26 protein-coding genes are annotated in these 22,636 nt (G+C 61.5%); 19 read left to right on the plus strand and 7 right to left on the minus strand.

The features are described from left to right. The 3 genes from AMM33_RS14415 (at position 1) to AMM33_RS14425 (ending at position 1,316) form a co-directional block, all read left to right on the plus strand. A complete protein-coding gene (locus AMM33_RS14415) occupies positions 1 to 336 on the plus strand; it encodes a P-II family nitrogen regulator (protein WP_090142003.1) in 336 nt (111 codons plus the stop codon). A gap of 220 nt (positions 337 to 556) precedes the next feature. Continuing rightward, complete coding sequence (locus tag AMM33_RS14420; RefSeq protein WP_369802446.1) at positions 557 to 763, plus strand: hypothetical protein; 207 nt, start codon at positions 557 to 559, stop codon at positions 761 to 763. A 70-nt stretch (positions 764 to 833) separates the two neighbouring features. Next, positions 834 to 1,316, plus strand: coding sequence for a glutathione peroxidase (locus tag AMM33_RS14425; protein WP_090142004.1), 483 nt, complete (start codon positions 834 to 836; stop codon positions 1,314 to 1,316). 127 nt (positions 1,317 to 1,443) lie between these two features. Here AMM33_RS14425 and AMM33_RS14430 read toward each other — a convergent pair whose 3' ends face one another. Beyond that, positions 1,444 to 1,830, minus strand: coding sequence for a hypothetical protein (locus AMM33_RS14430; protein WP_228768145.1), 387 nt, complete (start codon positions 1,828 to 1,830; stop codon positions 1,444 to 1,446). A 200-nt stretch (positions 1,831 to 2,030) separates the two neighbouring features. Here AMM33_RS14430 and AMM33_RS14435 point away from each other — a divergent pair, with 200 nt between their 5' ends. The 5 genes from AMM33_RS14435 to AMM33_RS14455 all read left to right on the plus strand — a co-directional run bounded on the left by AMM33_RS14435 (position 2,031) and on the right by AMM33_RS14455 (position 6,025). After that, entirely contained in the window at positions 2,031 to 3,200 is a 1,170-nt protein-coding gene (locus AMM33_RS14435; RefSeq protein WP_090142006.1) for an ATP-binding protein, read from the plus strand. Between the two features lie 107 nt (positions 3,201 to 3,307). Then, a complete protein-coding gene (locus AMM33_RS14440; protein WP_090142007.1) occupies positions 3,308 to 3,871 on the plus strand; it encodes an isochorismatase family protein in 564 nt (187 codons plus the stop codon). Positions 3,872 to 3,891: 20 nt separating this feature from the next. Then, a complete protein-coding gene (locus tag AMM33_RS14445; RefSeq protein ID WP_090142008.1) occupies positions 3,892 to 4,155 on the plus strand; it encodes a DUF1272 domain-containing protein in 264 nt (87 codons plus the stop codon). After that, the gene (locus tag AMM33_RS14450) at positions 4,152 to 5,084 is read left to right on the plus strand and encodes an EamA family transporter (protein ID WP_228768146.1); all 933 of its coding nucleotides are present in this window, start codon (positions 4,152 to 4,154) and stop codon (positions 5,082 to 5,084) included. Before AMM33_RS14445 ends, AMM33_RS14450 begins: the two co-directional genes overlap by 4 nt. Further along, positions 5,072 to 6,025, plus strand: coding sequence for a GlxA family transcriptional regulator (locus tag AMM33_RS14455; RefSeq protein WP_090142009.1), 954 nt, complete (start codon positions 5,072 to 5,074; stop codon positions 6,023 to 6,025). Before AMM33_RS14450 ends, AMM33_RS14455 begins: the two co-directional genes overlap by 13 nt. Before the next feature lie 105 nt (positions 6,026 to 6,130). Here AMM33_RS14455 and AMM33_RS14460 read toward each other — a convergent pair whose 3' ends face one another. Further along, a complete protein-coding gene (locus tag AMM33_RS14460) occupies positions 6,131 to 6,736 on the minus strand; it encodes a Crp/Fnr family transcriptional regulator (protein ID WP_194945473.1) in 606 nt (201 codons plus the stop codon). Between the two features lie 205 nt (positions 6,737 to 6,941). Between AMM33_RS14460 and AMM33_RS14465 the strand changes: the two genes are divergently transcribed. Both AMM33_RS14465 and AMM33_RS14470 read left to right on the plus strand, forming a co-directional pair. Further along, positions 6,942 to 7,652, plus strand: coding sequence for a sterol desaturase family protein (locus AMM33_RS14465; protein ID WP_194945474.1), 711 nt, complete (start codon positions 6,942 to 6,944; stop codon positions 7,650 to 7,652). Between the two features lie 520 nt (positions 7,653 to 8,172). Then, positions 8,173 to 8,946, plus strand: a complete 774-nt coding sequence (locus tag AMM33_RS14470) for a nucleotidyltransferase family protein (RefSeq protein WP_369802447.1) — start codon at positions 8,173 to 8,175, stop codon at positions 8,944 to 8,946. 7 nt (positions 8,947 to 8,953) lie between these two features. Here the strand turns inward: AMM33_RS14470 and AMM33_RS14475 are convergent, their stop codons facing one another. Further along, positions 8,954 to 9,196: a hypothetical protein gene (locus AMM33_RS14475; RefSeq protein WP_090142012.1), complete on the minus strand. Its 243-nt coding sequence runs from the start codon at positions 9,194 to 9,196 to the stop codon at positions 8,954 to 8,956. Between the two features lie 117 nt (positions 9,197 to 9,313). Between AMM33_RS14475 and AMM33_RS14480 the strand changes: the two genes are divergently transcribed. From AMM33_RS14480 to xylB, 8 genes are all read left to right on the plus strand, one after another. After that, positions 9,314 to 10,570 carry an ABC transporter substrate-binding protein gene (locus tag AMM33_RS14480; protein ID WP_090142036.1) on the plus strand — a complete coding sequence of 419 codons (1,257 nt, stop codon included), beginning with the start codon at positions 9,314 to 9,316 and terminating at the stop codon, positions 10,568 to 10,570. A gap of 146 nt (positions 10,571 to 10,716) precedes the next feature. Continuing rightward, the gene (locus AMM33_RS14485; protein ID WP_090142013.1) at positions 10,717 to 11,589 is read left to right on the plus strand and encodes a carbohydrate ABC transporter permease; all 873 of its coding nucleotides are present in this window, start codon (positions 10,717 to 10,719) and stop codon (positions 11,587 to 11,589) included. Between the two features lie 10 nt (positions 11,590 to 11,599). Continuing rightward, positions 11,600 to 12,430: a carbohydrate ABC transporter permease gene (locus AMM33_RS14490; protein WP_090142014.1), complete on the plus strand. Its 831-nt coding sequence runs from the start codon at positions 11,600 to 11,602 to the stop codon at positions 12,428 to 12,430. A gap of 22 nt (positions 12,431 to 12,452) precedes the next feature. Beyond that, positions 12,453 to 13,508: an ABC transporter ATP-binding protein gene (locus AMM33_RS14495; protein WP_090142015.1), complete on the plus strand. Its 1,056-nt coding sequence runs from the start codon at positions 12,453 to 12,455 to the stop codon at positions 13,506 to 13,508. A gap of 41 nt (positions 13,509 to 13,549) precedes the next feature. Further along, positions 13,550 to 14,284 carry an SDR family oxidoreductase gene (locus tag AMM33_RS14500; protein ID WP_090142016.1) on the plus strand — a complete coding sequence of 245 codons (735 nt, stop codon included), beginning with the start codon at positions 13,550 to 13,552 and terminating at the stop codon, positions 14,282 to 14,284. A gap of 247 nt (positions 14,285 to 14,531) precedes the next feature. After that, positions 14,532 to 15,950 carry a D-arabinitol 4-dehydrogenase gene (gene dalD, locus AMM33_RS14505; protein ID WP_194945475.1) on the plus strand — a complete coding sequence of 473 codons (1,419 nt, stop codon included), beginning with the start codon at positions 14,532 to 14,534 and terminating at the stop codon, positions 15,948 to 15,950. A gap of 27 nt (positions 15,951 to 15,977) precedes the next feature. Continuing rightward, positions 15,978 to 16,913: an AraC family transcriptional regulator gene (locus AMM33_RS14510; RefSeq protein WP_090142017.1), complete on the plus strand. Its 936-nt coding sequence runs from the start codon at positions 15,978 to 15,980 to the stop codon at positions 16,911 to 16,913. Between the two features lie 22 nt (positions 16,914 to 16,935). Then, positions 16,936 to 18,396: a xylulokinase gene (xylB, locus tag AMM33_RS14515; RefSeq protein ID WP_090142018.1), complete on the plus strand. Its 1,461-nt coding sequence runs from the start codon at positions 16,936 to 16,938 to the stop codon at positions 18,394 to 18,396. Positions 18,397 to 18,448: 52 nt separating this feature from the next. Here the strand turns inward: xylB and AMM33_RS14520 are convergent, their stop codons facing one another. Beyond that, positions 18,449 to 19,312, minus strand: a complete 864-nt coding sequence (locus AMM33_RS14520; RefSeq protein WP_090142019.1) for a metallophosphoesterase — start codon at positions 19,310 to 19,312, stop codon at positions 18,449 to 18,451. Beyond that, a complete protein-coding gene (locus tag AMM33_RS14525; protein WP_228768147.1) occupies positions 19,309 to 20,286 on the minus strand; it encodes a LysR family transcriptional regulator in 978 nt (325 codons plus the stop codon). Before AMM33_RS14525 ends, AMM33_RS14520 begins: the two co-directional genes overlap by 4 nt. Positions 20,287 to 20,447: 161 nt before the next feature. Here AMM33_RS14525 and AMM33_RS14530 point away from each other — a divergent pair, with 161 nt between their 5' ends. Beyond that, a complete protein-coding gene (locus tag AMM33_RS14530) occupies positions 20,448 to 20,912 on the plus strand; it encodes a hypothetical protein (protein ID WP_090142020.1) in 465 nt (154 codons plus the stop codon). A 250-nt stretch (positions 20,913 to 21,162) separates the two neighbouring features. Here the strand turns inward: AMM33_RS14530 and AMM33_RS14535 are convergent, their stop codons facing one another. Both AMM33_RS14535 and AMM33_RS14540 read right to left on the minus strand, forming a co-directional pair. Continuing rightward, positions 21,163 to 22,077 (minus strand): DMT family transporter, encoded by a 915-nt coding sequence (locus tag AMM33_RS14535; protein ID WP_228768148.1) that lies wholly within the window; start codon positions 22,075 to 22,077, stop codon positions 21,163 to 21,165. Positions 22,078 to 22,130: 53 nt separating this feature from the next. Continuing rightward, positions 22,131 to 22,589, minus strand: a complete 459-nt coding sequence (locus AMM33_RS14540; protein WP_090142021.1) for a hypothetical protein — start codon at positions 22,587 to 22,589, stop codon at positions 22,131 to 22,133. Positions 22,590 to 22,636 lie beyond the last annotated feature (47 nt).

Consider the following 22,636-nt stretch of genomic DNA (forward strand, 5'->3'; position numbering starts at 1 on the left):
ATCCTCATGAAAGAAATACGCGCCATTGTCCGGCCGAACCGGCTGCAACGTCTTCGCGATGCGCTGCGCACCATCCCCAACTTCCCAGGTGTGACCATTTTCAGGGCCGAGGGCTTCACTGCGCCGGCATCGGTTCACAAACGCACGGTGCGTGATGAGCTGACCGACTTCACGGAAAAACTGATGGTCTGCGTCCTGGTCGAATCCGACATGGTGGAGCCTGTCCGGCGGGCCATCATCGAAGCCTGCCACACCGGCCAGATCGGGGATGGCCTGGTCTGGGTGGTGGACATCGAAAACATACAGCGCATCCGGGACCAGCAAGTGCTCGGCTAGAACGTGGTCGCGTTCATGGGGCCCGCAATATGGCCTGCACCAGGGGATGGTGGCGGTTGCGGCGGGTGAAGATGGCATGAACTTCCTCATGCACCTCGCACCCACCGATCAGCCTCAGGCCCTTCATCAGTGCCAGGTCATCCTGGTCGGTGATGCTGGCAGCCCCCCCCCAACTCGTCGCGCGGCGCGGTCATGGCCAGATTGAGGGGCCATTGCGGGTTTGCCCACAGGGGTGCTTGTCATCGGCGCAGCCCCGGCTTGGCCCCAGACTACGGCGCTGGTCATGCTGTCCGAGGTGCTGTTTGCCAGCGTGTCGTCGGTGCTGCTGGGGGCCTCCAGCTGGGACAGCCGAACCCTGATTGGCGGGTCCTTGATTTTGCTGGCGGCGTTGCTGTCCATCGTCTGGCCGGGCCACAAGGCCAAATGACGCAGCTTGCACAGCCATAGGCTGTCGCTGGCATGATGTCCTTTTGCCCATTTCCACCGGAAAGCACCCCATGAGCCTGTACGACCTCGAAGCCCAAAGCATCGACCACCAAAACGTGCCCCTGTCGCGCTACCAAGGTCAGGTGATGCTGATCGTCAACACCGCCAGCGCCTGCGGCTTCACGCCCCAGTTCACCGGGCTGGAAAAGCTGCACAAAACTTACGCCGACCAAGGCTTGGCCGTGCTCGGTTTTCCTTGCAACCAGTTCGCCAGCCAGGACCCGGGCGACGACGCGCAGATTGCCAACTTCTGCCAAAAGAACTACGGCGTGAGCTTTCAGATGATGAGCAAGGTCAAAGTGAACGGCGACGAGGCACACCCGCTGTACCAATGGCTCACCGCCGAAGCGCCCGGCATTTTGGGCAGCAAGGCCATCAAATGGAACTTCACCAAGTTTCTGGTGGGCAAGGACGGGCGGGTGATCAAGCGCTATGCGCGGCAAGACTCGCCCGAGAAAATGGCCAAGGACATTGAGGCGGCGTTGGCGGCTTGATGGTGTTTTGATATCAAATTGAGGGGGTTTGGTATCAGACGACTCGGTTATCCCCCTGCCCGTTGGTCTGCCAGCCGTGACCAACGGCTCTGCATGATGGGCTTCCAACCCGTTCCGGCTCCTTGATTCAACCCCACCAAGTCAGCACCACCAACCAAACCAACATCGCCACGCCACCCCACACCAACACCCGTGTACGCAGGCGCAGCATTTCCACGGCGCTGACCAAGCGCGCATTTTGTTCGGCCAACTCGGCCAGGGTTTCGGTGAGTTCGCGCTGGGTTTGGGCTTGGCGGTCGATTTGGCCTTGCGCAGCGATCAAGGCGTTCTTCAGTTCGCCCAGGCTAGGCACGGCACTGACCGGGGTTGTTGTAGCGGGCGTGCCTGCTTGACCGGGCGGCTGAGGGGGTTGGCGGTCCATCAGCTTGCGTGCGGCTTTGAGCACCGAAGGTGCGTGTTCGATCACATCGCCCCAGGGAATCACTTTGAGCGCCAACAACCAAGGTATCGCCATCGTCTTGTCCTTTCTGTGCGCTTTGCCAGCGCGGTCTGCCATCCAGCGTTGAATCCTACCCGGCTGGGCATTTGGGCGTGCTCGGGCGCAGGCCTTGCCGGATGAGGAAAAGGACTTATGGGGCTGGCAATCCAGGTCGGCGATCCAGGATTTACCCATTAAACATTGAAATACTAACGCCACACGTTAAAATTTCAAGGATGATTGACCGTCTAACCCTCACCACGCTGTCTGAGCGCTTGCACGAAGCCCCAGCAGTGGTGCTGCTCGGACCGCGTCAGGTGGGCAAAACCACCTTGGCGCTCACGCTGGCCGACACCTGGCAAGCTGGCTCAACTTACCTCGATCTGGAACGTCCGGCAGACCGCTTGCGGCTGCAAGACGCCGACGCATTTTTGCGCGCCCAAGGTGGCAAGTTGGCGATCCTCGATGAAATCCACCGCATGCCGGGTCTGTTTGAAGTCCTGCGCGGCATCATCGACGAGCGCCGCCGTGCAAGCCAGCGCTTTGGCCATTTCTTGCTGCTGGGATCGGCCTCGCTGGACTTGATGCAGCAAAGCAGTGAAACGCTGGCTGGGCGCGTGGCCTATCTGGAGATTGGCCCTGTTCACGGGCTCGAATGGCCCGCCGCCTATCTGGACACGCTGTGGCTGCGCGGCGGTTTCCCAGACAGCTTGCTGGCCGCCAGCGATGCGGCCAGCCTGCGCTGGCGCGAAGACTTTGTGCGCAGCTACCTGCAACGCGACGTGCCCATGTTTGCGCCACGCCTGCCGGCCGAAACTGTGGGGCGCCTGTGGACCATGCTGGCGCACCAACAAGGCGCTCTGCTGCAACAAAGCCGTTTGGCCAGTGGCTTGGGGGTGAGCAGCCCGGCAGTGGAGCGCTACATCGACTTGCTGGTGGACTTGCAACTGGTACGCCGCCTGCGGCCCTGGAGCGGCAATGTAGGCAAGCGCCTGGTCAAAGCGCCCAAGGTGTATGTGCGCGACAGCGGGCTGGTGCACGCTTTGCTGGGCCTGGGCAACTTGCATGACTTGGCTGGGCACCCTGTGTGCGGCCCCAGTTATGAGGGCTTTTGCATCGACAACCTGATGGCCGCCGCCCACCCGCAATGCACTGCTTACAGCTACCGCACCCATGCGGGGGCAGAGATCGACCTCTTGATTGAGCGTTCCGGTCAGCCGTGGATGGCCATCGAAATCAAACGATCCACCGCGCCCACCCTGAGCAAGGGCTTTGACATCGCCTGCGCAGACCTGAACATCGAGCAGCGCTTTGTGGTCTACCCCGGCACAGAACGCTTTCCGATGCGTTATGGCACACAAGCCATTGGCTTGGTGGAATTGATGCAGGTATTGCGCGAGGCTTGATCGGCGAGCCTGTCCTTTTTCGTCCCCTTCTGGTCTTGCCCAGCCCTGTGCAACGCCCGGTCTGATTCGCACAATGACGCCATGTTCAACGCCTGAGCCAGTGCATCATGACCCGCCACACCAAGCCGCCCAAATCCGCCCTGCTCATCATCGATGTGCAGCAGTCGTTCATGCGCATGCCGTATTGGTCGTCTGGACTACTCGCGCCATTTCAACAAGCGCTGTTGAAACTGGAAGCAGGTTGTCGCGCAGCGAATGTACCGGTGGTGCAAATTTTTCACATCGACGACGATGCGCCTTTTCGTGCCGACTCGGGCCTGATCCGTGCCATGGACTGGCTGCCGGGCGAGCCCGCCGCACGCTTTGACAAGCATGTGCACAACGCCTTCACCGACACCGGGCTCGACAACTGGCTGCGCCGACAAGGCGTGCAGCGGCTCATCATCAGCGGCATCCGCACCGAGCAGTGTTGCGAGACCACGGCCCGTGTGGGCTCGGACTTGGGTTATGCGGTGGACTTTGTGTCCGAAGCGACGCTGACTTTCCCGATGAAGCACAAAGGCACCGGCCAGACTTTCAGCGCCCAAGACATCACCACGCGCACCGAGTTGGTCTTGGCTGACCGCTTCGCGCGCATCGTGAACGTGGATACTTGCCTGTCCAGCCTTTGAACCGCCCATCAGGGAACCCCATGCTCCAACTGCACCCCAACTGCGAATGCTGCAACCGCGACCTGCCGCCTGATGCGCTGGAAGCTCGGATTTGCTCGTTTGAATGCACCTTTTGCGCCGATTGCGCAGATACGCGCTTGCAGGGCATCTGCCCCAACTGCGGTGGCGAACTGGTGCGCCGCCCGGTGCGGCCTGCGGCCAAGCTGGTGAACAACCCGGCATCGACCGAGCGGGTGTTCAAGCCGCAAGGCTGCAAACCCGTTACAGCCGAAGCCAAAGCATGAGCACACTGCCCATGCGACCCAAAGACCTGGCGCTGGCTCTGCTCGTCATCGGGGTCTGGGGTGTCAACTTTGCCGTCATCAAAATCGGCATCGTCGGCGTCCCGCCACTGCTGCTGGGGGCATTGCGCTTCATGCTGGCGGCATTTCCGGCTTTGCTGCTCTTCAAAGCACCCCGCGTACCGTTACGCTGGTACCTGGCTTATGGGTTGACGATCTCGGTCGGTCAATTTGCGTTTTTGTTCAGCGCCATCCATGTGGGCATGCCCTCGGGTCTTGCCTCGCTGGTTCTGCAATCGCAATCGTTTTTTACGCTGCTGCTGGCCAGCTGGTGGCTGCATGAGCGCTGGCATGCGCACCAGATGGCAGGCCTCTTGCTGGCGTTGGCCGGGCTGGTGCTGATTGGGGTGGCGCATGGCGCGGTGGCGTCCGGGGCCAGTTTGCCCCTGCTGGGCTTTGGGCTCACGCTGCTGGCGGCGCTGTCGTGGGCGTGCGGCAACATCGTCACACGGCTGGTGAGCCGCTATGGCCCCATGAACCAATTGGCTTTTGTGGTGTGGGCCAGTCTGGTGCCGCCGCTGCCATTTCTGGCTTTGTCCCTGTGGCTGGAAGGCCCTGACGCCATCAACCAGGCACTGACCCACCTGACCGCTGGCACGCTGGCCGCTGTTGCGTACCTGGCCTGGATGGCCACGCTGCTGGGCTACGGCCTCTGGACCTATTTGATGAGCCGCTACCCCACCAACCGTGTGGCACCGTTCACCCTGCTGGTGCCGTTGGTCGGCCTGTCCACCGGCTGGCTGGTGTTTGGCGAAACGCTGGGGCCATTGCATTGGGCCGGTGGCGCATTGCTGATGCTGGGCTTGTTGATGAATGTGTTTGGGCAGCCCCTGCTCCAACCCTTGCTGAAACGCTGGGCATGCAAGACCTAAATTTGTCGGTTTATCTGGTCATCACGCCCGGCGTGTTGATGCTCGACTATGTCGGCCCGGCCGAGGCACTGCGCATGGCGCGAGACATGGGCGCGCCGCTCACGCTGCACACTTGCGGGCCGCTGCCCGATGTGCCCACATCGCTTGGCACGCAGCTGGGCGGGCTGGCCCCCCTGCCCGCCCAAATGCCACCCAACAGCCTGGTGCTGATCACCGGCAACAGCCACGAACGCGAAGACTACGCCACACCGGCAGCCCAGCAAGTGGTGCGCTGGCTGCAAACCGTCATGCGGCCCGACACGCGGCTGGCCAGCATTTGCTCGGGCGCTTTGCTGCTGGCCATGGCCGGCCAACTGGACGGCCTGCGTTGCACCACACACCACACACTCATCGACGATTTGCAAGCCTTGGCCCCCACCGCCCAGGTGCAGGCTGATCGTATTTTTGTCGACGATGGCCGTGTGCTCACCAGCGCAGGCATCACCACCGGCATCGATTTGGCGCTTTACATCGTTGAACAAGCGGCCGGTGCCGCACTGGCCGCGCAAGTGGCACGGCGTTTGGTGATGTACACCCGGCGCGGGCCCAACGACCCACAGCTCTCGCCTTGGCTGGCGCACCGCAACCACATGCACCCGGCGGTGCACCTCGCACAAGACGCCATCACGACAAGTCTTGCCCAAGACCCGACACGGCGTTGGTCACTGACGGAGTTGGCCGACATCGCTTGCGTCAGCCCCCGGCATTTGTCGCGCCTGTTCATGCAGCACACCGGCGTCAGCGTGCTGGACTACCAGCAGCAACTGCGCATGGCGCGAGCACGCGAGCTGCTCGCTCAGCACCCGCGCATGACCCAAGAACAACTGGCCGAAGCCTGCGGCTTTGCATCGGCGCGGGATTTCAGGCGGGTGCGGATGCGTGACTTGATCCTTCAATGCTGACCGCCTCATTCAGAAACTGCTCACAACCACCTGCAGATTTTGTTCTTTCTTCAAATCAATTCCACTGACTACTGCGACACGCGCTTTGCAAGGCAACACACCACTTCAATGCCCTGTTTTCAACCGCCGCCGAATACGCGAGAGTGCCACATCGGTCACGCCGAGATAACTGGCTAGACGGTGCTGAGGGACCTGTTCTAGCCAGCCCGGCGCTTCTTGCAAGACCTTCAGGTAACGCTCTGCGGCACTGAACATCAGCCACTGATGTTCTCGTTGAATCAACCGCTGGCGCTCAGCCATCAGGGCTTGCAGCATCCAGTCGTGGACACGCTTATCCAACACTTTGGCCTCATCCAGTTGTCGGGCGTTCATTACCAAAAGACGACTCGGTACTTGAGCCTCAATCCGCCAATCCTGCGCAGGCAACCCGAATGGCGGAGTCAACCAATGGGCAGCAGAATGGAAATGGTGGACCCGCTCTCGCCCCTGTGCGTCGGCAAACACGGTCGCCAGCAGACCGGTCTCCACCCAGCAAACAGCGTCACTTTCAGCCCCTGAACTCCAAGCTTGGCCAGCTGCCAGATTGATGCGTGGCAAACCTTCCCAATAGTGGCGCATTCGGGCATCAGCGCACAGACTGATCAACCAGCCCGGCTCACAGACGGTACACGGCGCTTGTCCGGCTGGGTGGATTTCCAATGGGTAATTCATGAACCTGGGTTAATGCGGCCTGCTGCTCTATTGCGCAAAGTGATGGTTTTCACAAATGAGTTGAACCATGAATTATGAGCCGCCCAACACATCCAGCCGCCGCACCCACAAAGTTGAGGTCAACACACGTTTTTTAGGCCGGTGGAACCTTGCCCATTTGCTTGGACTGATCTTGTTTTTCCCACTCGGAACATGGATGCTTGCAATGTGGTCACCCACCACCACAACGGCCATTTGGCTGGTCACCTGCCTTTTTGGCTTTGCCATGGCCGAAAAATTTTGGCCATACCGTATCGACTGGCGGCCTGCGCGCAAAGACATGGGCACCGATGGGCTTTTATTGCTGGCAGCGGCACTGGTCGATGGACTCCTAAAACATGGTGGCCTTTGGCTTGCCCAATGGGCGGCAAGTGAGGGTCACAGCCCTGGCTGGGCCAGTGCTTGGCCCTTGGTGCTGGCCGTGCCTGCTGCCATTGTCCTTGGTGAATTGGGTCCCTATGTATTGCACCGCTGGGCCCACATTCACCCCTTGGGTTGGCGCTGGCACCACCTGCATCATGGCCCAGTACAAATCAACGTCAGCAACAGTGTGCGCGTTCACCCAGTCAACTTGGCATGGAACGTAGCCTCGCGTGGGCTGATCTGGTGGACCTTGGGCTTCACCCCCGAAACGCTGACCTGGGCAACGATGTTCATGCTGCTGCAAAGCGTGGCTGTACATGCCAATGTGCGAGGACACATCGGCCTTCTGGCATGGGTCATAGGGAGTGCTGAAGCCCACCGTTGGCACCACAGCACGCAAGCAGATGAGGCGTTGAACTTTGGCACCTCCGTGCCACTGTGGGATCAGCTCTTGGGAACTTGGCGCTGGCCCAGCCGCTCAGGACCCAAGGAGGTTGGCCTGCATGATTCTTGATCCGGCCCTGTGAATTTTTCAAAGCTCAAAGATGTTGTAAGCCGGCGCTCGAAGACCCCGACATGGGCATGTGCAGAAACCCATCATGTCGGACTCTGCGAGTACCGACCTACGAGATGACATGTCTTACACATTTCAAACTTCAACATGCCGGATTCATAGAAAACGCAGTTGACTGAATTGAACCCGCTGGAACCCCTATGAAGCCCAAAATGCAGAAAGTTGGTGAACGCAGCCTGTGCAGCGAAGGAACAGCGCAATCTCTGACATGAAGAGCTCGGCAAGTCATGGAAAGATCGGGATCTGTTGCCGCCAAGCTCTTTTCAGCTGCGTGACGCGCTTCTTCACCTTGTTCCGCTGACCAAAATCGTCAGGTCATTTCGATGGAATCCAGTGCTTGGACTTTCCAACAGAACAGGCAGCCATGCTGCATCGACCATTGGTTGGACGCATCGGGACCCCTTCAGCAAAGCGGTCATGTCGAAGGTGGACCGGTGCCTGGCCGTGGCACCATTCGGGGATGGATGACATTTTTCAAACACTCTCAACATCCCATGGCCTGGCGCAGGCCATGGTGCTGGCGGCCGGTCGCGGCGAGCGCATGCGGCCGCTGACGGACACCACCCCCAAACCCTTGCTGCCGGTTCGCGGGCAGCCTTTGATGCAGTGGCCCATGCAGGCCTTGGCAAGGGCGGGCTTTACCCGGCAACTGGTCAACACCGCGTGGCTGGGGGAGCGCATCGCCGAACATTTCGGCGCGCATAAAAGCTGGCCCGGTGTGCCTATGGTGTATTTGTCGTATTCGCACGAAGGCCGCGATTTCGGGCATGCCCTCGAAACAGCGGGGGGCATCGTTCGGGCTTTGCCGCAACTGGACGAGGTGTTCTGGGTGGTGGCGGGTGATGTGTTCGCACCGGATTTCAGTTTTGACTCCGCCGTGATGGCGCGATTTGCCCAAAGCAATGCGCTGGCCCACCTGTGGCTGGTGCCCAATCCGGCGCACAACCTGGGGGGCGATTTTGGTTTGGCAGACGATGGGCGCGTGCTGAACTTGCCCAAAGGCCATGAGGACCGGCGCCTGACCTTCAGCACCATGGCGCTGTACAAGCGCGCATTTTTTGACACCCACCTCACCGGCCTGCCGGTCGGCAACCCCCAGGGCGTGGCCGCACCCTTGGCCCCTTTGCTGCGCGCCGCCATGGACCGTGGCGAGGTCAGCGGCGAAGTTTTTCTGGGTGCATGGACAGATGTGGGGACGCCAGAACGGCTCGCTGAGCTCAATGCCGGCCTGTGATGGTGTTTCAAGGCCCCTTGATCCCGCCATGAGCAAGGCCTGAAACTTCTTGGGCCATGAATGCCGGTGTGCTCCACAGCGTTGCCACAGGCTCAAGCAAGCCACATTGCGCCTGCATGGCTGCCCGATGCCCCATCAAAGGGGCATCTTTGACACAAACTTTGCCCCACGCATCGGGGTATATCCCGATCATCTTGCGCAATAAAGTACAGATGTCAGCGATTTTTGTATAAATTCCGCAGTGATTCATCGCGAAAATTCACCCCACGGTTGCTTCAACCGTTGCGCTCGCATCCCACCCTATCAGGAGACCTTTGTGAAATTCCGCTTCGCTTCAGTCCTCGCCGCCTCGCTGTTCAGCGCAGGCATGGTCCAAGCCGCTACCGAACTCGTGATCGCCACCGTCAACAACGGCCACATGATCGAGATGCAAAAACTGTCCAAGAACTTTGAACAGGCCAACCCCGACATCAAGCTCAAATGGGTCACTTTGGAAGAAGGCGTGCTGCGTCAGCGTGTGACCACCGACATCGCCACCAAGGGCGGTCAGTTCGATGTGATGACGATCGGCATGTACGAAACCCCGATCTGGGGCAAAAAAGGCTGGTTGCAAGAACTCAAAACCGATGCCGCCTATGACGTGGACGACCTGCTGCCCGCCATGCGCAATGGCCTGAGCGTGGACGGCAAGCTGTTTGCGGCCCCCTTCTACGGCGAAAGCTCGATGCTGATGTACCGCAAGGACCTGGCCGACAAGGCCGGTGTGCAAGTGCCCGAGCGCCCCACCTGGCCGCAAATCAAGGACCTGGCGGCCAAAATGCACGACCCCAAGAATGGCGTGTACGGCATCTGCCTGCGCGGCAAACCTGGCTGGGGCGACAACATGGCCTTTCTGTCCACCCTGGTCAACACCTTTGGCGGTCAGTGGTTTGACATGAACTGGAAACCACAGCTCGAGTCCAAGCCCTGGAAAGACGCGATCAACTTCTATGTTGACTTGCTGAAAAACTACGGCCCACCCGGCTCTGCAGCCAACAGCTTCAACGAAATCCTGGCGCTGACCAACTCTGGCAAGTGCGGCATGTGGATCGACGCGACGATTGCAGCATCCTTTGTGAGCGACCCCAAACAGTCCAAAGTGGCTGACAAAATGGCCTTTGCACAAGCCCCCACCATGAACACCCCCAAAGGTGCCAACTGGCTGTGGGCCTGGTCGCTGGCCATTCCTGCGGGTTCCAAGAAAGTGGACGCGGCGCAAAAGTTTGTCAGTTGGGCCACGTCCAAGGACTACATCAACCTGGTGGGCAAGACCAATGGCTGGGGCACCGTACCCACCGGCACCCGCAAGAGCACCTATGCCAACGCCGAGTTCGTGAAGGCTGCACGCTTTGCATCGGCTGAGAAGACCGCCATCGACTCGGCCAACCCGAACGACTCCACCTTGCCCAAGAGCCCGTATGTGGGTGTGCAGTTCGCGGCCATCCCCGAGTTCCAGTCCATTGGCATCGCCGTGGGGCAGCAAATGAGCGCGGCTTTGGCCGGCAAATCCACCGTGGATGCCGCTTTGAAGGCCAGCCAGACTGTGGCTGACCGCGAAATGAAGAAAGCCGGTTACTACAAGTAAACCGCCTATGCGGAACACAGGCGGGCTCCACGGTGGTGGGCCTGCCTGTTTTGCCTGAAATTGCGCCACTGCGTAAGCGGTGACGAAGGGGCAGCCAGGTCCTGCGCCAGTTCTGCCGCCTTCCTGCCCGTTGAGAGATTCCCCCCATGAACCGACCACGCCCCCAACTGCTGCCTCGCCTCCTGCTCACGCCTGCCGTGGCCACGCTTTTCCTGTGGATGATCGTGCCGCTGGTGATGACGATTTATTTCAGCGTCATCCGCTTCAATCTGTTGCAGCCTGACCAGACCGGTTTTGTGGGGCTCGAAAACTTTGAATTTTTCATCACCGACCCCTCGTTTGGCACCGCAGTGATCAACACAGTGCTGCTCTTGGGCAGCGTGATCGCCATCACCGTGGTGCTGGGCGTGGCCATTGCGCTGCTGATCAACGAGCCCTTTGCCGGACGCGGCCTGGTTCGCCTGCTGTTGATTGCACCTTTTTTTGTCATGCCCACGGTCAATGCGCTGATGTGGAAAAACATGATGATGAACCCGATCTATGGTGTGCTGGCGCAAGTTTGGCTCTTCTTCGGTCTCACGCCCATTGACTGGTTGACCGACTTTCCCTTGCTGAGCGTCATCATCATGGTGTCGTGGCAATGGCTGCCTTTTGCCACCTTGATTTTCATGACCGCGCTGCAAAGCATGGACCGTGAGCAGCTCGAAGCCTCGCGCATGGACGGTGCCCACTATGGCCAGCAACTGCGTTACCTCTACCTGCCGCACCTGGGTCGCTCGGTGGCGGTGGTGGTCATGATTGAGCTGATTTTCTTGCTCAGCGTGTTCGCTGAAATTTACACCACCACGGGGGGAGGTCCGGGCGACGCCAGCACCAACGTGGCTTTCCTGATCTTCAAGCAAGCGCTGCTCAACTTTGATGCGGGCGTGGCCTCTGCGGGGGCGCTGTTCGCCGTCGTGCTGGCCAACATCGCGGCCGTGTTCATGATCCGCATGGTCGGCAAAAACCTCGACAAATAAGACCTCGCCCATGTCCCGAACTTCTACCCTGACCCCCGCGTACCTGGTGCGCACCCTGGCCGCCTGGGGCGTGGCTTTGCTGCTGTTTTTCCCGCTGGGCTGGTTGCTGCTGACCGCCTTCAAAACGGAGTTGCAGGCCATTGCAGTGCCGCCAGAACTTTTCTTTGCGCCCACGCTGGAAAACTTCCACGAAGTGCAAGAGCGCAGCGACTACCTGCTGTATGCCAAGAACTCGGTCATCACCAGCGTGGTGTCCACCTTGTTGGGGCTGATGATCGCCGCGCCTGCGGCGTATGCCATGGCCTTTTTCAAAGGCAAATACACCAAAGACATCCTGATGTGGATGCTGTCCACCAAGATGATGCCCGCCGTGGGCGCGCTGGTGCCGGTGTATGTGCTGGCACAAAAAAGCCATTTGCTCGATTCGCAGCTGGCACTGATCATCGTGTTCACCCTGAGCAATTTGCCCATCATGGTGTGGATGCTGTACTCGCACTTCAAGGACATCCCGCACGAAATTCTGGAAGCGGCCCGCATGGACGGTGCCACGCTCTGGCAAGAAGTGCGCATGGTGCTGCTGCCGCTGGCCATGGGGGGCCTGGCATCGACCGGCTTGCTGTGCCTGGTGCTCAGCTGGAACGAGGCCTTCTGGTCGCTCAACCTCACGGCGGCCAAAGGCGGCACGCTGGCCACGCTGATCGCCAGCTACTCCAGCCCGGAGGGCTTGTTCTGGGCCAAGTTGTCGGCGGCCTCGCTCATGGCCATTGCGCCCATCGTCATCTTCGGCTGGTTCAGCCAAAAACAACTGGTGCAAGGCTTGACCTTCGGCGCCGTCAAGTAAACCTTTTTCGAGATCACACACCATGGCTTACCTACAACTTCAGGGCATTGAAAAATTCTTTGGGGAGCACCGCGCCATCAAAGGCATTGACCTGGCCATCGAGCCGGGCGAGTTCATCGTCTTTGTCGGCCCATCGGGCTGCGGCAAATCGACCTTGTTGCGCCTGATCGCGGGGCTGGAGCAGATTGACGGCGGCAAGCTCAGCCTGGAAGGCCGTGACATCACGCATTTGCCTTCCAGCCAGCGCGATCTGGCCATGGTGTTCCAGAGTTACGCGCTGTACCCGCACATGAGTGTGTTTGAGAACATGAGCTTTGCGCTCAAGCTGGCCAAGGTGCCCGCCGAGGTGATCCGGGACAAAGTGGCGCGGGCTGCTGACATCCTGAACCTCACGCCCTATCTGCAGCGCACGCCCAAAGAGCTGTCGGGCGGTCAGCGCCAGCGCGTGGCGATTGGCCGCGCCATCGTGCGTGCGCCCAAGGTGTTCTTGTTTGACGAGCCGCTGTCCAACCTGGACGCTGCATTGCGTGGACAGACCCGCGTTGAAATCGCCAAGCTGCACCGCGACCTGGGGGCCACCACCATCTATGTGACGCACGACCAGGTCGAGGCCATGACGCTGGCCGACCGCGTGGTGGTGCTGCGTGATGGCCAGATTGAACAAGTGGGCACGCCGCTGGAGCTCTACGACCGACCGGCCAACCAGTTTGTGGCCCAGTTCATCGGCACGCCACAGATGAACGTGGTGCCGCTGGAAAAACTGCCGCCCGTGGTGCAGCAGCTGGCCCCCGCAGGCGCTGCAGGCGGCGCTATTGGTTTGCGCCCCGAAAACGTGCTGCTGCGCCCAGACGGGCAAGGCCCCATCGCAGGCCGGGTCGATCTGGTCGAAGCCTTGGGCGCTGAAACCCTGGTCTACGTCAGCACACCCGAAGGTGCCACCTTGGTGGCCCGCCTGAGCGAGCGCACACCACTGGTGGCGGGCAACACGGTCACGCTGGACGTGGCCACCGAGCATGCCCACTGGTTTGACCCCAGCGGCCGCGTGGTGCGACACGCCGACAGCGCGACCGCCGCCTGAGCCTGACCTGAGATTTGCGCCTCTTCAAGACAGACCCCACCATGAACAACTCACTCCCTTTGAGCGGCCAGGTGGCCGCCGTCACCGGCGCAGCATCGGGCATCGGTTTGGCCAGCGCGCAGGCCATGTTGGAAGCGGGCGCGACCGTTGTGCTGGTAGACCGCGACAGCCAGGCGCTGGACAAAGCATGCGCCCGATTGGGTGCCCAAGCCCTGCCGCTGGTGCTGGACCTGCTGGACCCGGTGCAATGCGCAGCCATGCCCGAGCGCGTGTTGGCGCTGGCCGGGCGGCTCGACATCTTCCATGCCAATGCCGGGCTGTATGTCGGCGGTGACCTGGTGGATGCACAAGACGAGGCCATCGACCGCATGCTCAACCTCAACGTCAATGTGGTGATGAAGAACGTGCGCGGCGTGCTGCCGCACATGATCGCGCGCGGCGCGGGCGACATCATCGTCACCAGCTCGCTGGCGGCACATTTCCCAACGCCCTGGGAGCCGGTGTATGCCTCCAGCAAATGGGCCATCGACTGTTTTGTGCAGACCACACGCCGACAGGTGTTCAAGCACGGCATCCGCATGGGCGCGATTTCGCCGGGGCCGGTCATCACCGCTTTGCTGGCCGACTGGCCCACTGAAAAACTGGCTGACGCCAAAGCCAGCGGCAGCCTGCTCGACGCCGCCGAAGTAGCGCAGGTCGTGCTGTTCATGCTCACACGCCCACGCGGCATGACCATCCGCGACGTGGTCATGATGCCCACAAATTTCGACCTTTGAATCTGTTGATTCGGCCCATGACGCTTGCTTTTTTGACTGCTGGGTTTGCGATTTTGAACAGTGTGTGGAAGCTTGCCCTGCCAGCGAAAAGCCTGTGGTCCACAAGCGCCTTATCGCCAGCAGGGCTGGCTCCTACAACACATTGTTTGGGTGCCTCAGTACAGACTTCAGCACGCGGCAGCCATGGCCTGTCCACCCGCATTTTTCTGCTCAACCGAGTTCCAGAACCCCTCTTTCCTTATTGACCATGAACACCATCTTGCACCTGGGCCTGGGCTCTTTCCACCGCGCACACCAGGCCGTTTATGTCCACCAGCTGCGCCAAAGCGGTGACCTGGGCTGGGGCATCGCCGCTGGCAACCTGCGCCCCGACATGCTGGGCACCATCGCGGCACTGCAAGCCCAAGGCGGTGCCTACACGCTCGAGACCGTGACCCCGCAGGGCGAAAAAACCTACACCCGGGTCACGTCCATCCAGCGCGTCATCCCCTACCAGGACGACCTGGCCCCGCTGGTGGCGGTGGGGATGGAGGCGGCCACGCGCATCATCAGCTTCACCGTCACCGAAGCGGGCTATTACCTGGACGCCCACAACCGGCTCGACTGGGTCAGTTTTGCGGACCTGCGTGCCGATCTGGAAGCGGTCAAGACGGCCCAAGCGGGCCACACCATTTATGGCGCGCTGGTTACCATCCTGCGTGCGCGCATGCAGGCCGGCAGTGGCCCGGTCACGCTGATGAACTGCGACAACCTGCGCCACAACGGCGAACGTTCACGCAGCGGCCTGTTGCAATTCATCGAAGCCCTGGGCGACAGCGCTTTGCTGAAATGGGTGCAGGACCACACCACCAGCCCCAACGCCATGGTTGACCGCATCACGCCCCGGCCCACACCCGATGTGGCCGTACGCGTGCTGGCGGCCACCGGGCAGAACGACCCCGCCGCGCTGATGGCCGAAAGCTTCATCCAGTGGGTGATTGAAGACCGCTTCATCGCCGGGCGTCCCGCCTGGGAGCGCGTCGGTGTGGACATGGTGGACTCGGTGGATGCGTATGAAGAAGCCAAGATCCGCTTGCTCAACGCCACACACAGCTGCATCGCCTGGGCGGGCACGCTGGTGGGCTACCAATTCATCCACGAAGGCACACACGATGCGGTGATCCGCCGCATGGCCTATGACTACGTGACCGACGACGTGATCCCCGTGCTGGACACGCCTGAAAACCCCTGCCCGCTGAACCTGCCTCAGTACCGCGATGTGGTGCTCGACCGATTTGGCAACCCCGCGATTTGCGACACCAACCAGCGTGTGGCCATGGACGGTTTTTCCAAGGTGCCGGGCTTCATCGCCCCCACCATCCGCGAGCGCCTGGCGCGTGGCGACAGCATTGACAGCGTGGCCATGCTGCCCGCGCTGTTTCTGGCCTATTTGCAACGCTGGCATGTGGGGCAGATTCCCTACACCTACCAGGACCAGGCCATGCAGCCGGAGGTGGCGCACGCGATGTGTGATGCCGCAGACCCGGTGGCGGCCTTTTGCGCCGACACCACCTTGTGGGGCGAGCTGGCTGCAGACCCCCGCCTGGTGGACGCCGTGCGCCGTGCCCATGAGCGGGTGGGCCGCTTTGTCAGCGCCCACACGGGTGCTCTTGCTGTGCCAAACTGACGGGCTACACAGCCCCTGAGTTGCGCCATGACCGTCCGAAACCGCACCGTGCCCCGCCAGATCAAGCCCGAGCTGGAGCATGAACTGGTGCGCTCGCCCAATATGGGCTACGAGTCGTCCACCGACGTGGGCTTTGTGCGCTGCCTGGCGCACGGCTTTCCCACGCCGCTGGCGCGCTGGCACTACCACGACGAATACGAGCTGCACCTGATCACCGCCACCTCGGGCAAGGTGTTTGTGGGCGACTGGATCGGGCCGTTTCAGCCCGACCAACTGGTGCTGACGGGCCCTCGCCTGCCGCACAACTGGGTCACCCTGGATTTGCCCGAGGGCGGCGTGGCCGAGCGCGATCTGGTGATCCAGTTCGCCCACGATCCGCTGGTGCAGGCCAGCCAGACCATCCCCGAGCTGGCCGAGGTGCTGCCGCTGTTGGAGCGGGCACGCCACGGCATCGAGTTTTTTGGCGTCTCCGAGATCGCCCATGCCCACTGGCACAAGGTCAAGGGCTCACATGGCCTGCGTCGGTTCACCGCATTTTGTGAATTTTTGGCCGATTTGGCCGCTTGCAACGATTACCGCCTGTTGTCCAGCGCGCAGCTGCAAAGCGACAACGACGACACCTCGCTGGACCTGATCAACGACGTGGTCAGCCGCATCACCGAACAGCTGGCCGAACCCCATTCTGCCGCCGCCTGGGCCGCCGATTTGGGCATGAGCGAGAGCCGCTTCAGCCGTTTTTTCCGCAAGGCCACGGGCAACACCTTCACCGATTTTGTGAACCGCGTGCGCATCAGCCGCGCCTGCCAGTTGCTGATGGACACCGACCAGCAGATCACCCACATCTGCTACGAAGTGGGCTTCAACAGCGTGGCCAATTTCAACCGACGCTTTCTGGAAATCAAGGGCATGAAACCCTCGGATTTCCGGCGCCAGTCGCTCACGCGCTTCAGCGGGGCGCACTGATTTTTTTCTGAAAGCTTGCGGCATGTTTCTCGGCCTTGATCTGGGCACCTCCGAACTCAAAGCCTTGTTGTTGAACGATCAGCACCAGGTGCTGGTTACGGCGCATGCACCGCTCACGGTGCAGCGCCCGCAAGCACTTTGGTCCGAGCAAGACCCCGCCAGCTGGTGGCAGGCTTTGCAGCAGGTCATGGACAGTTTGCAGCGCAGCCACCCAACAGCGCTGTCTGAGTTGCAGGGCGTGGGTTTGTCCGGGCAGATGCATGGCGCGGTCTTGTTGGACGCGCAAGGCGAGGTGCTGCGTCCGGCCATTTTGTGGAACGACGGGCGCAGCGGTGCGCAGTGCGAACAGCTCACGGCGCAAGTGCCTGACTTGTCGCGCATCACCGGCAACCTGGCCATGCCAGGCTTTACCGCCCCCAAGCTGCTGTGGGTGCGTGCGCATGAGCCTGAGTTGTTTGCCCGCACGCGCCGGGTGTTGCTGCCCAAAGACTGGCTGCGCTGGCAGCTCACCGGCGAGGCCGTGAGCGAGATGTCCGACGCGGCAGGCACCCTCTTGCTGGACACCGCTTTGCGCGACTGGTCGGACACCCTGCTGGCCGCCTGCGGGCTGGACCGCAGCCACATGCCGCGTCTGGTCGAGGGCAGCGAGGTCTCGGCTTTTTTGAAGCCCGAACTCTGCCACCGCTGGGGCCTGCCCGAGCGGGTGGCGGTGGCCGGGGGCGCGGGCGACAACGCGGCCAGCGCGGTGGGCATGGGCCTGGTGCAACCCGGTCAGGGCTTTGTGTCGCTCGGCACCTCGGGTGTGGTGTTTATCAGCGGTGCGCGTTTTGCGCCCAATCCGGCGCAGGGCCTGCACGCGTTTTGCCATGCGCTGCCGGGCCGCTGGCACCAGATGTCGGTCATGCTGAGTGCGGCCAGTGCGGTGACCTGGGCGGCCAAGCAATTGGCATTTGCCGACGAGTCCAGCTTGCTGGCGGCGGCTGCACAACTGCCTGAAGCAGACCGGCGCACCGCCCCCTTGTTTTTGCCCTACCTCAGTGGCGAGCGCACCCCGCACAACCAGCCCCTGGCTACGGCCAGCTGGTGGGGCCTGACGGCCGCTCACGGGCGCGAGGCCATGGCCTATGCCGTGGTTGAAGGCGTGGCTTTTGGGCTGCGTGATGGCTTGCAGACGCTGGGCACTTCGGAGCCCGCTCTACAGAGTTTGTCTTTGGTCGGCGGCGGGGCACGCAACGCCTGGTGGGCTCAGCTGATGGCCGATGTTCTGGGCCTGTCCTTGACCTTGCATGAAGGGGCCGAAACCGGCGCTGCGCTGGGGGCGGCACGTCTGGCCTGGCTGGCGTGCGGCGGCGCATTGGATGCGGTGTGCATCACGCCTCCGGTGACCCGATCCTTCACCCCCAACGCCACTGCCCATGCGGCACACAGCCAGCGCCACACACGCTTTCATGCGCTGTATCGGGCCGTGTCACCGCTGTTTTAAATCTGGCCCCGTCCTCCCCGTAGGTCGGCGGTCGAAGACCCCGACGTGGGCATCAGCCCAGGCTCAAGACCTGTTGGGCCTGAAAGCGAATTTGTTCGTTCTTGTGTGCGTAGCCCAGCGGGTTGGCAACCACCCGGCAGCCTTGGTGGGTGTAGTCGCTCGGGCAATGCAAATGCCCGTGCAGCCAGGCCTGGGCGTGCGGCAGCAGCGCATCGAGGGCATTGCAAAAGCCCGCAGTGCCGGGGGTCTCGCCATAGCGCGGATCGGCGCTGCGCAGGCTAGGGGCAAAGTGGGTCACGACGACGGTGCGGCCTTCAAACGGGGTGCTCAGCGTGTCGCTCAGCCAGCTTTGGCATTGCAGGGCCTGTTCGCGCATGGCCTCGGCCAGCCAGGGCTGGCCTGCACGCGTGGTGCCGGTTTTGCGCAAGTAGTAGTTGGCCGCGCGAAAGGCCTTGTCGCGGGCTTTGAGCTGGCGGGTGTACTGGCTGTTGGGGTGGCTGAAATGTGCGGGCAGTTTTTCGGGCAGCACTTGGCCCGCCAGGGGCCCTAGTGCGTCAAAGTCTGACCACAGCGTGGTGCCCACAAAGCGGATGCCGTGCAAGATTTGCATTTCGCGTTCCAGCCAGGTGATGCCCAGCCGTTCGCAGGTGTCTTGCAATCGGCTGTGGGCCTGGTCAAAGTCCAGGCCATCGTATTCGTGGTTGCCGGGCACAAACAGCACCGGCGTAGGCCAGCCACGGCTCGGCGAAAACCGGCCCAGGCCAAAGTCGGTGTCGCCCGCAGCGCTGAGCGCGGAGTTGCTTTGGTACGAGCCAATGTCTCCGGCCAGCACCAGCACATCGGCACCCGGAGCGGGCACAGGCTCGAAGCCGGGGTTGGATTCGAGATGTAAATCCGACAGCAATTGGATGTTCATGGTGTCCCTGATTCGGAGAATGCGCTTTGTGCCACTTGCAGCAATTGGGCACGCAGCCATTGGTGGGCGCTGTCGTGTTGCTGTTTGCGGTGCCACAAAGCCTCTACGTGCACGGGCGGCACATCCAGCGGCAGGTCGCGCAGCACCAACTGCTCGGTCATGCCCGTGGTGGGCACAAAATGACGGGGCAACACGGTCAGCAAGTCCGAGTTGACCACCACCTGACCCGCTGTGAAAAACTGGTTCACCGTGAGCACGATGCGGCGCTGCCGACCGATCGAGGCCAGTGCTTCGTCCACAAAACCATAGGGGCGGCCTGAAAAGCTCACCAACAGGTGCCTCGCTGCGCAGTAGGTGTCCAGTGTCATGGGGACATCGGCCAGAGGATGGCCCTGGCGCATCACGCACACATATTCGCCTGCATACAGGCGCTGGTGTTCAAAGGCCACCGCCTCCCCGGCTTGGGCGCGGCCGGTCAAATCGGTCAGCACCGCCGGAAAGTAGCCCACCGCCATGTCGGCCGCACCGTCGCTGAGCAGTCGGCGCGGATCGCGTGTGGTCAGGGGCACCACGCGCATGGACACACCGGGTGCTTCGGTCTGCATCTGGCGGGCCAGGCCGCCCATCAACTCTGCGGCGGTGGCATCGGCCATGGCCAGCACAAAAGTGTTGTGGGCCTCGGCAGACACAAATGCTTGGGGCACCAGGGCTTCTTGCAATTGGCGCAGCGCCTCACGCACGCTGGGCCACAGGGCCAGGGCTCGCGGGGTGGGCTCGATGCCGTGGCCCTGCCTGCGCACCAGTTCGTCGTCCAAGGCATGGCGCAGGCGACGCAGTGAATTGCTGACTGCAGGCTGTGTCAGCGACAAATTGCGCGCCGCCTTGGTCAGGCTGCGCTCGGCCATGACCTCATCAAAGACACGAAGCAGGTTCAGGTCCAGCGTGCGAAATACGGCCGGGATGTGCGAGTTCATGGGGTTTTTCTGTCAATCCATCTATTCATCACCAATGTGAATGATAACCATCATGAATATAAAGTTGAACAATACCAGTATTAACCCTAATATTCGGTTCACATTTTTATCAGTTGTTTGCAATAAAAGCTGAAATATCTTTTTAAAAAGGAAAAAACATCATGACCATGACCACCAAATCCATGCTGGGCCACCTGCCCACTCCCGCTGTTGCGGCGCCCGCCACCTCCACCAAAACCTTGGCCACCTTCTTGCTGGCTGCCGGCGTCGCTGGTCTGGTCGTCATGGCCGACCAGTTGATCGACGACTGGGCTGAAACCCACGTCATCGCTTCCTGGCTGGCCTTGTGGGCCGTGGCCGTGCTGGCCATTGGCGCGCTGCGAGGTGTGAGCCGCCTGTTTGCACAAAAAATGATGATCGCACTCGATGGCTGGTCTGCCCGTGTGGCGCGTCGCCGCGCTGACGAGCGCCTGTGGACCATGGCCCAATCGGACGAGCGCCTGATGCAGGATTTGCAAACCGCCATGGACCGTGCTGAAGTCATCCAAACAGCGTCTAAGGATATGGCCACCTTGATGGGCCGCCGGGCCGCGCGCATTGTGCGCAACCGCCTGCACTACATCTGATCCGTCCTTCGGACTGGACCATTCAAAGCCTCCTTCTGGAGGCTTTTTTCTTGGGCATCTTGCAGCATGGTTGTGGCCTTTGCATCCCATGTCGGACTCTGCGGGTACCGACCTACACATTTACGGAGCCCGAAGGCATCGTCGTGGCCTCTGCATTCCATGTCGGACTCTGCGAGTGCCAACCTACAGGGGACACAGCAGGTCTTCCCGTTGGTCGGCACTCGCAGAGTCCGACATTTACCTGCCAGGTTCAGGGCTCGGGCGTCTCGGTTGCCTGGCGTGAAGCCAGGTAAATGCCGGGCAAAATCAGCAAGGCACCCATGAGATGGTGCCAGCCCATGGATTCGTCCAGCACGGCCCAAGCGGTCAAACCGCCGTACAAAGGCCCCAGGTACAAGCTGGCCGCTACCCGGCTGGCGCCCAGCACTTTTTGGCAAAAACCATAAGCCCCATAGGCGCCAATACCCGGCACCAGGGCCGCAATCAGCACCAGCCAACTGGCCTGAAAACTCCAGGCCGGGGTATCGGCCTGCAGGCCTTCCCAAACAGCAAAGGGCAAGAGCACCAGCACACCGCCCATGCAAATGGCGGCCAGCCGAGCGGTGGCGCTGAGCGGGCTGGCCCACTTTTTTTGCAACAGGGCATAAGCCGCCCAAGCCACCATGGCCAAGACAATCCAGCCGTCGCCCGCCACCCACTGCACTTGGCCCAGCGCCAGCCACTGGCCTTTGACCACCACATGAAATACACCCGACAGGGCGATCACAACGCCCAAGCCCTGCCGCCAGGAAAACCGCTCGCCCAGCCACAGCACCGCGCCCAGCGCGATCAGCACGGGCGAGGCGGCATAAATCAGCGCGATGTTCATGGCGGTGGTGGTTTGCGCACCCTTGTAAACCCAGGCCCCGCAAATGAGCATGCCCAATGCGCCCAGCACCAGGTACTGCCACGCAGCCTTCAGCGTGCTGCGCCTTTCGCGCCACAGTTCTTGACGCGCGATGACGCTCAGGATCAGACCCGCCAAAGCCCAACGGCCCAGCGCCAGCATGTGCGGCTCCACCACGCCGGGCGCGGTGCGGGCCACGATGTAATTGATCGACCACATGGCGGGCGTGATCCACAAAAGCCACAGAGCCAGGTGTTGACGGGATTCAGGTGTTTTCAAAATGGTGTGGATGGAGCAGGCGCTTGCCAGGTTCTGGGCGCCCACCCCTGCTTTCAGTTGACTTCAAAGTCCAATTGTCTTTGACCTTGACGCCCCAGGCTGTCTTCAATGCTCAGCAAGAGCCGGTGGCTACCCTTGGGCAAGCTCGCGCCTTTGACGGCAATACCTTGCGCCGAGATGGAAGCTGCGCCCAGCAAGCGCTGGGTGATGTCCAGTCTGAGGCGTCCGTACAGCACCTTGAAGGTTTCTGGCCGCACAGCGCTGGAAGCCGAGGCCTGGAAAACCAGCTGAATGCTGGTGGGCGATGTGATGACACTGCCCATGCGTGGCTCCACGATGTCAATCATGGGCGCGCCCGCCACGGGGTTTGTCTTGGGCGACAGCGATTCAGGCGCAGTCAAGGCAGCCTGCTGCTCCTGGAGTGAAACCAGCTCAAACGCCTGTGCCGCAGATGCGCCCAAGGCCACCCCTGCAACAAGGCCTGCGAGCCAGCGAGTGACTGTGGACTTCATCCTAGAAAACGCAGTTGGACGCGCCCGAGGGTGCTGCCTTGGATCGC

It is taken from the genome of Limnohabitans sp. DM1, assembly GCF_001269385.1.
In the GTDB taxonomy this organism is placed as follows: domain Bacteria; phylum Pseudomonadota; class Gammaproteobacteria; order Burkholderiales; family Burkholderiaceae_C; genus Limnohabitans_A.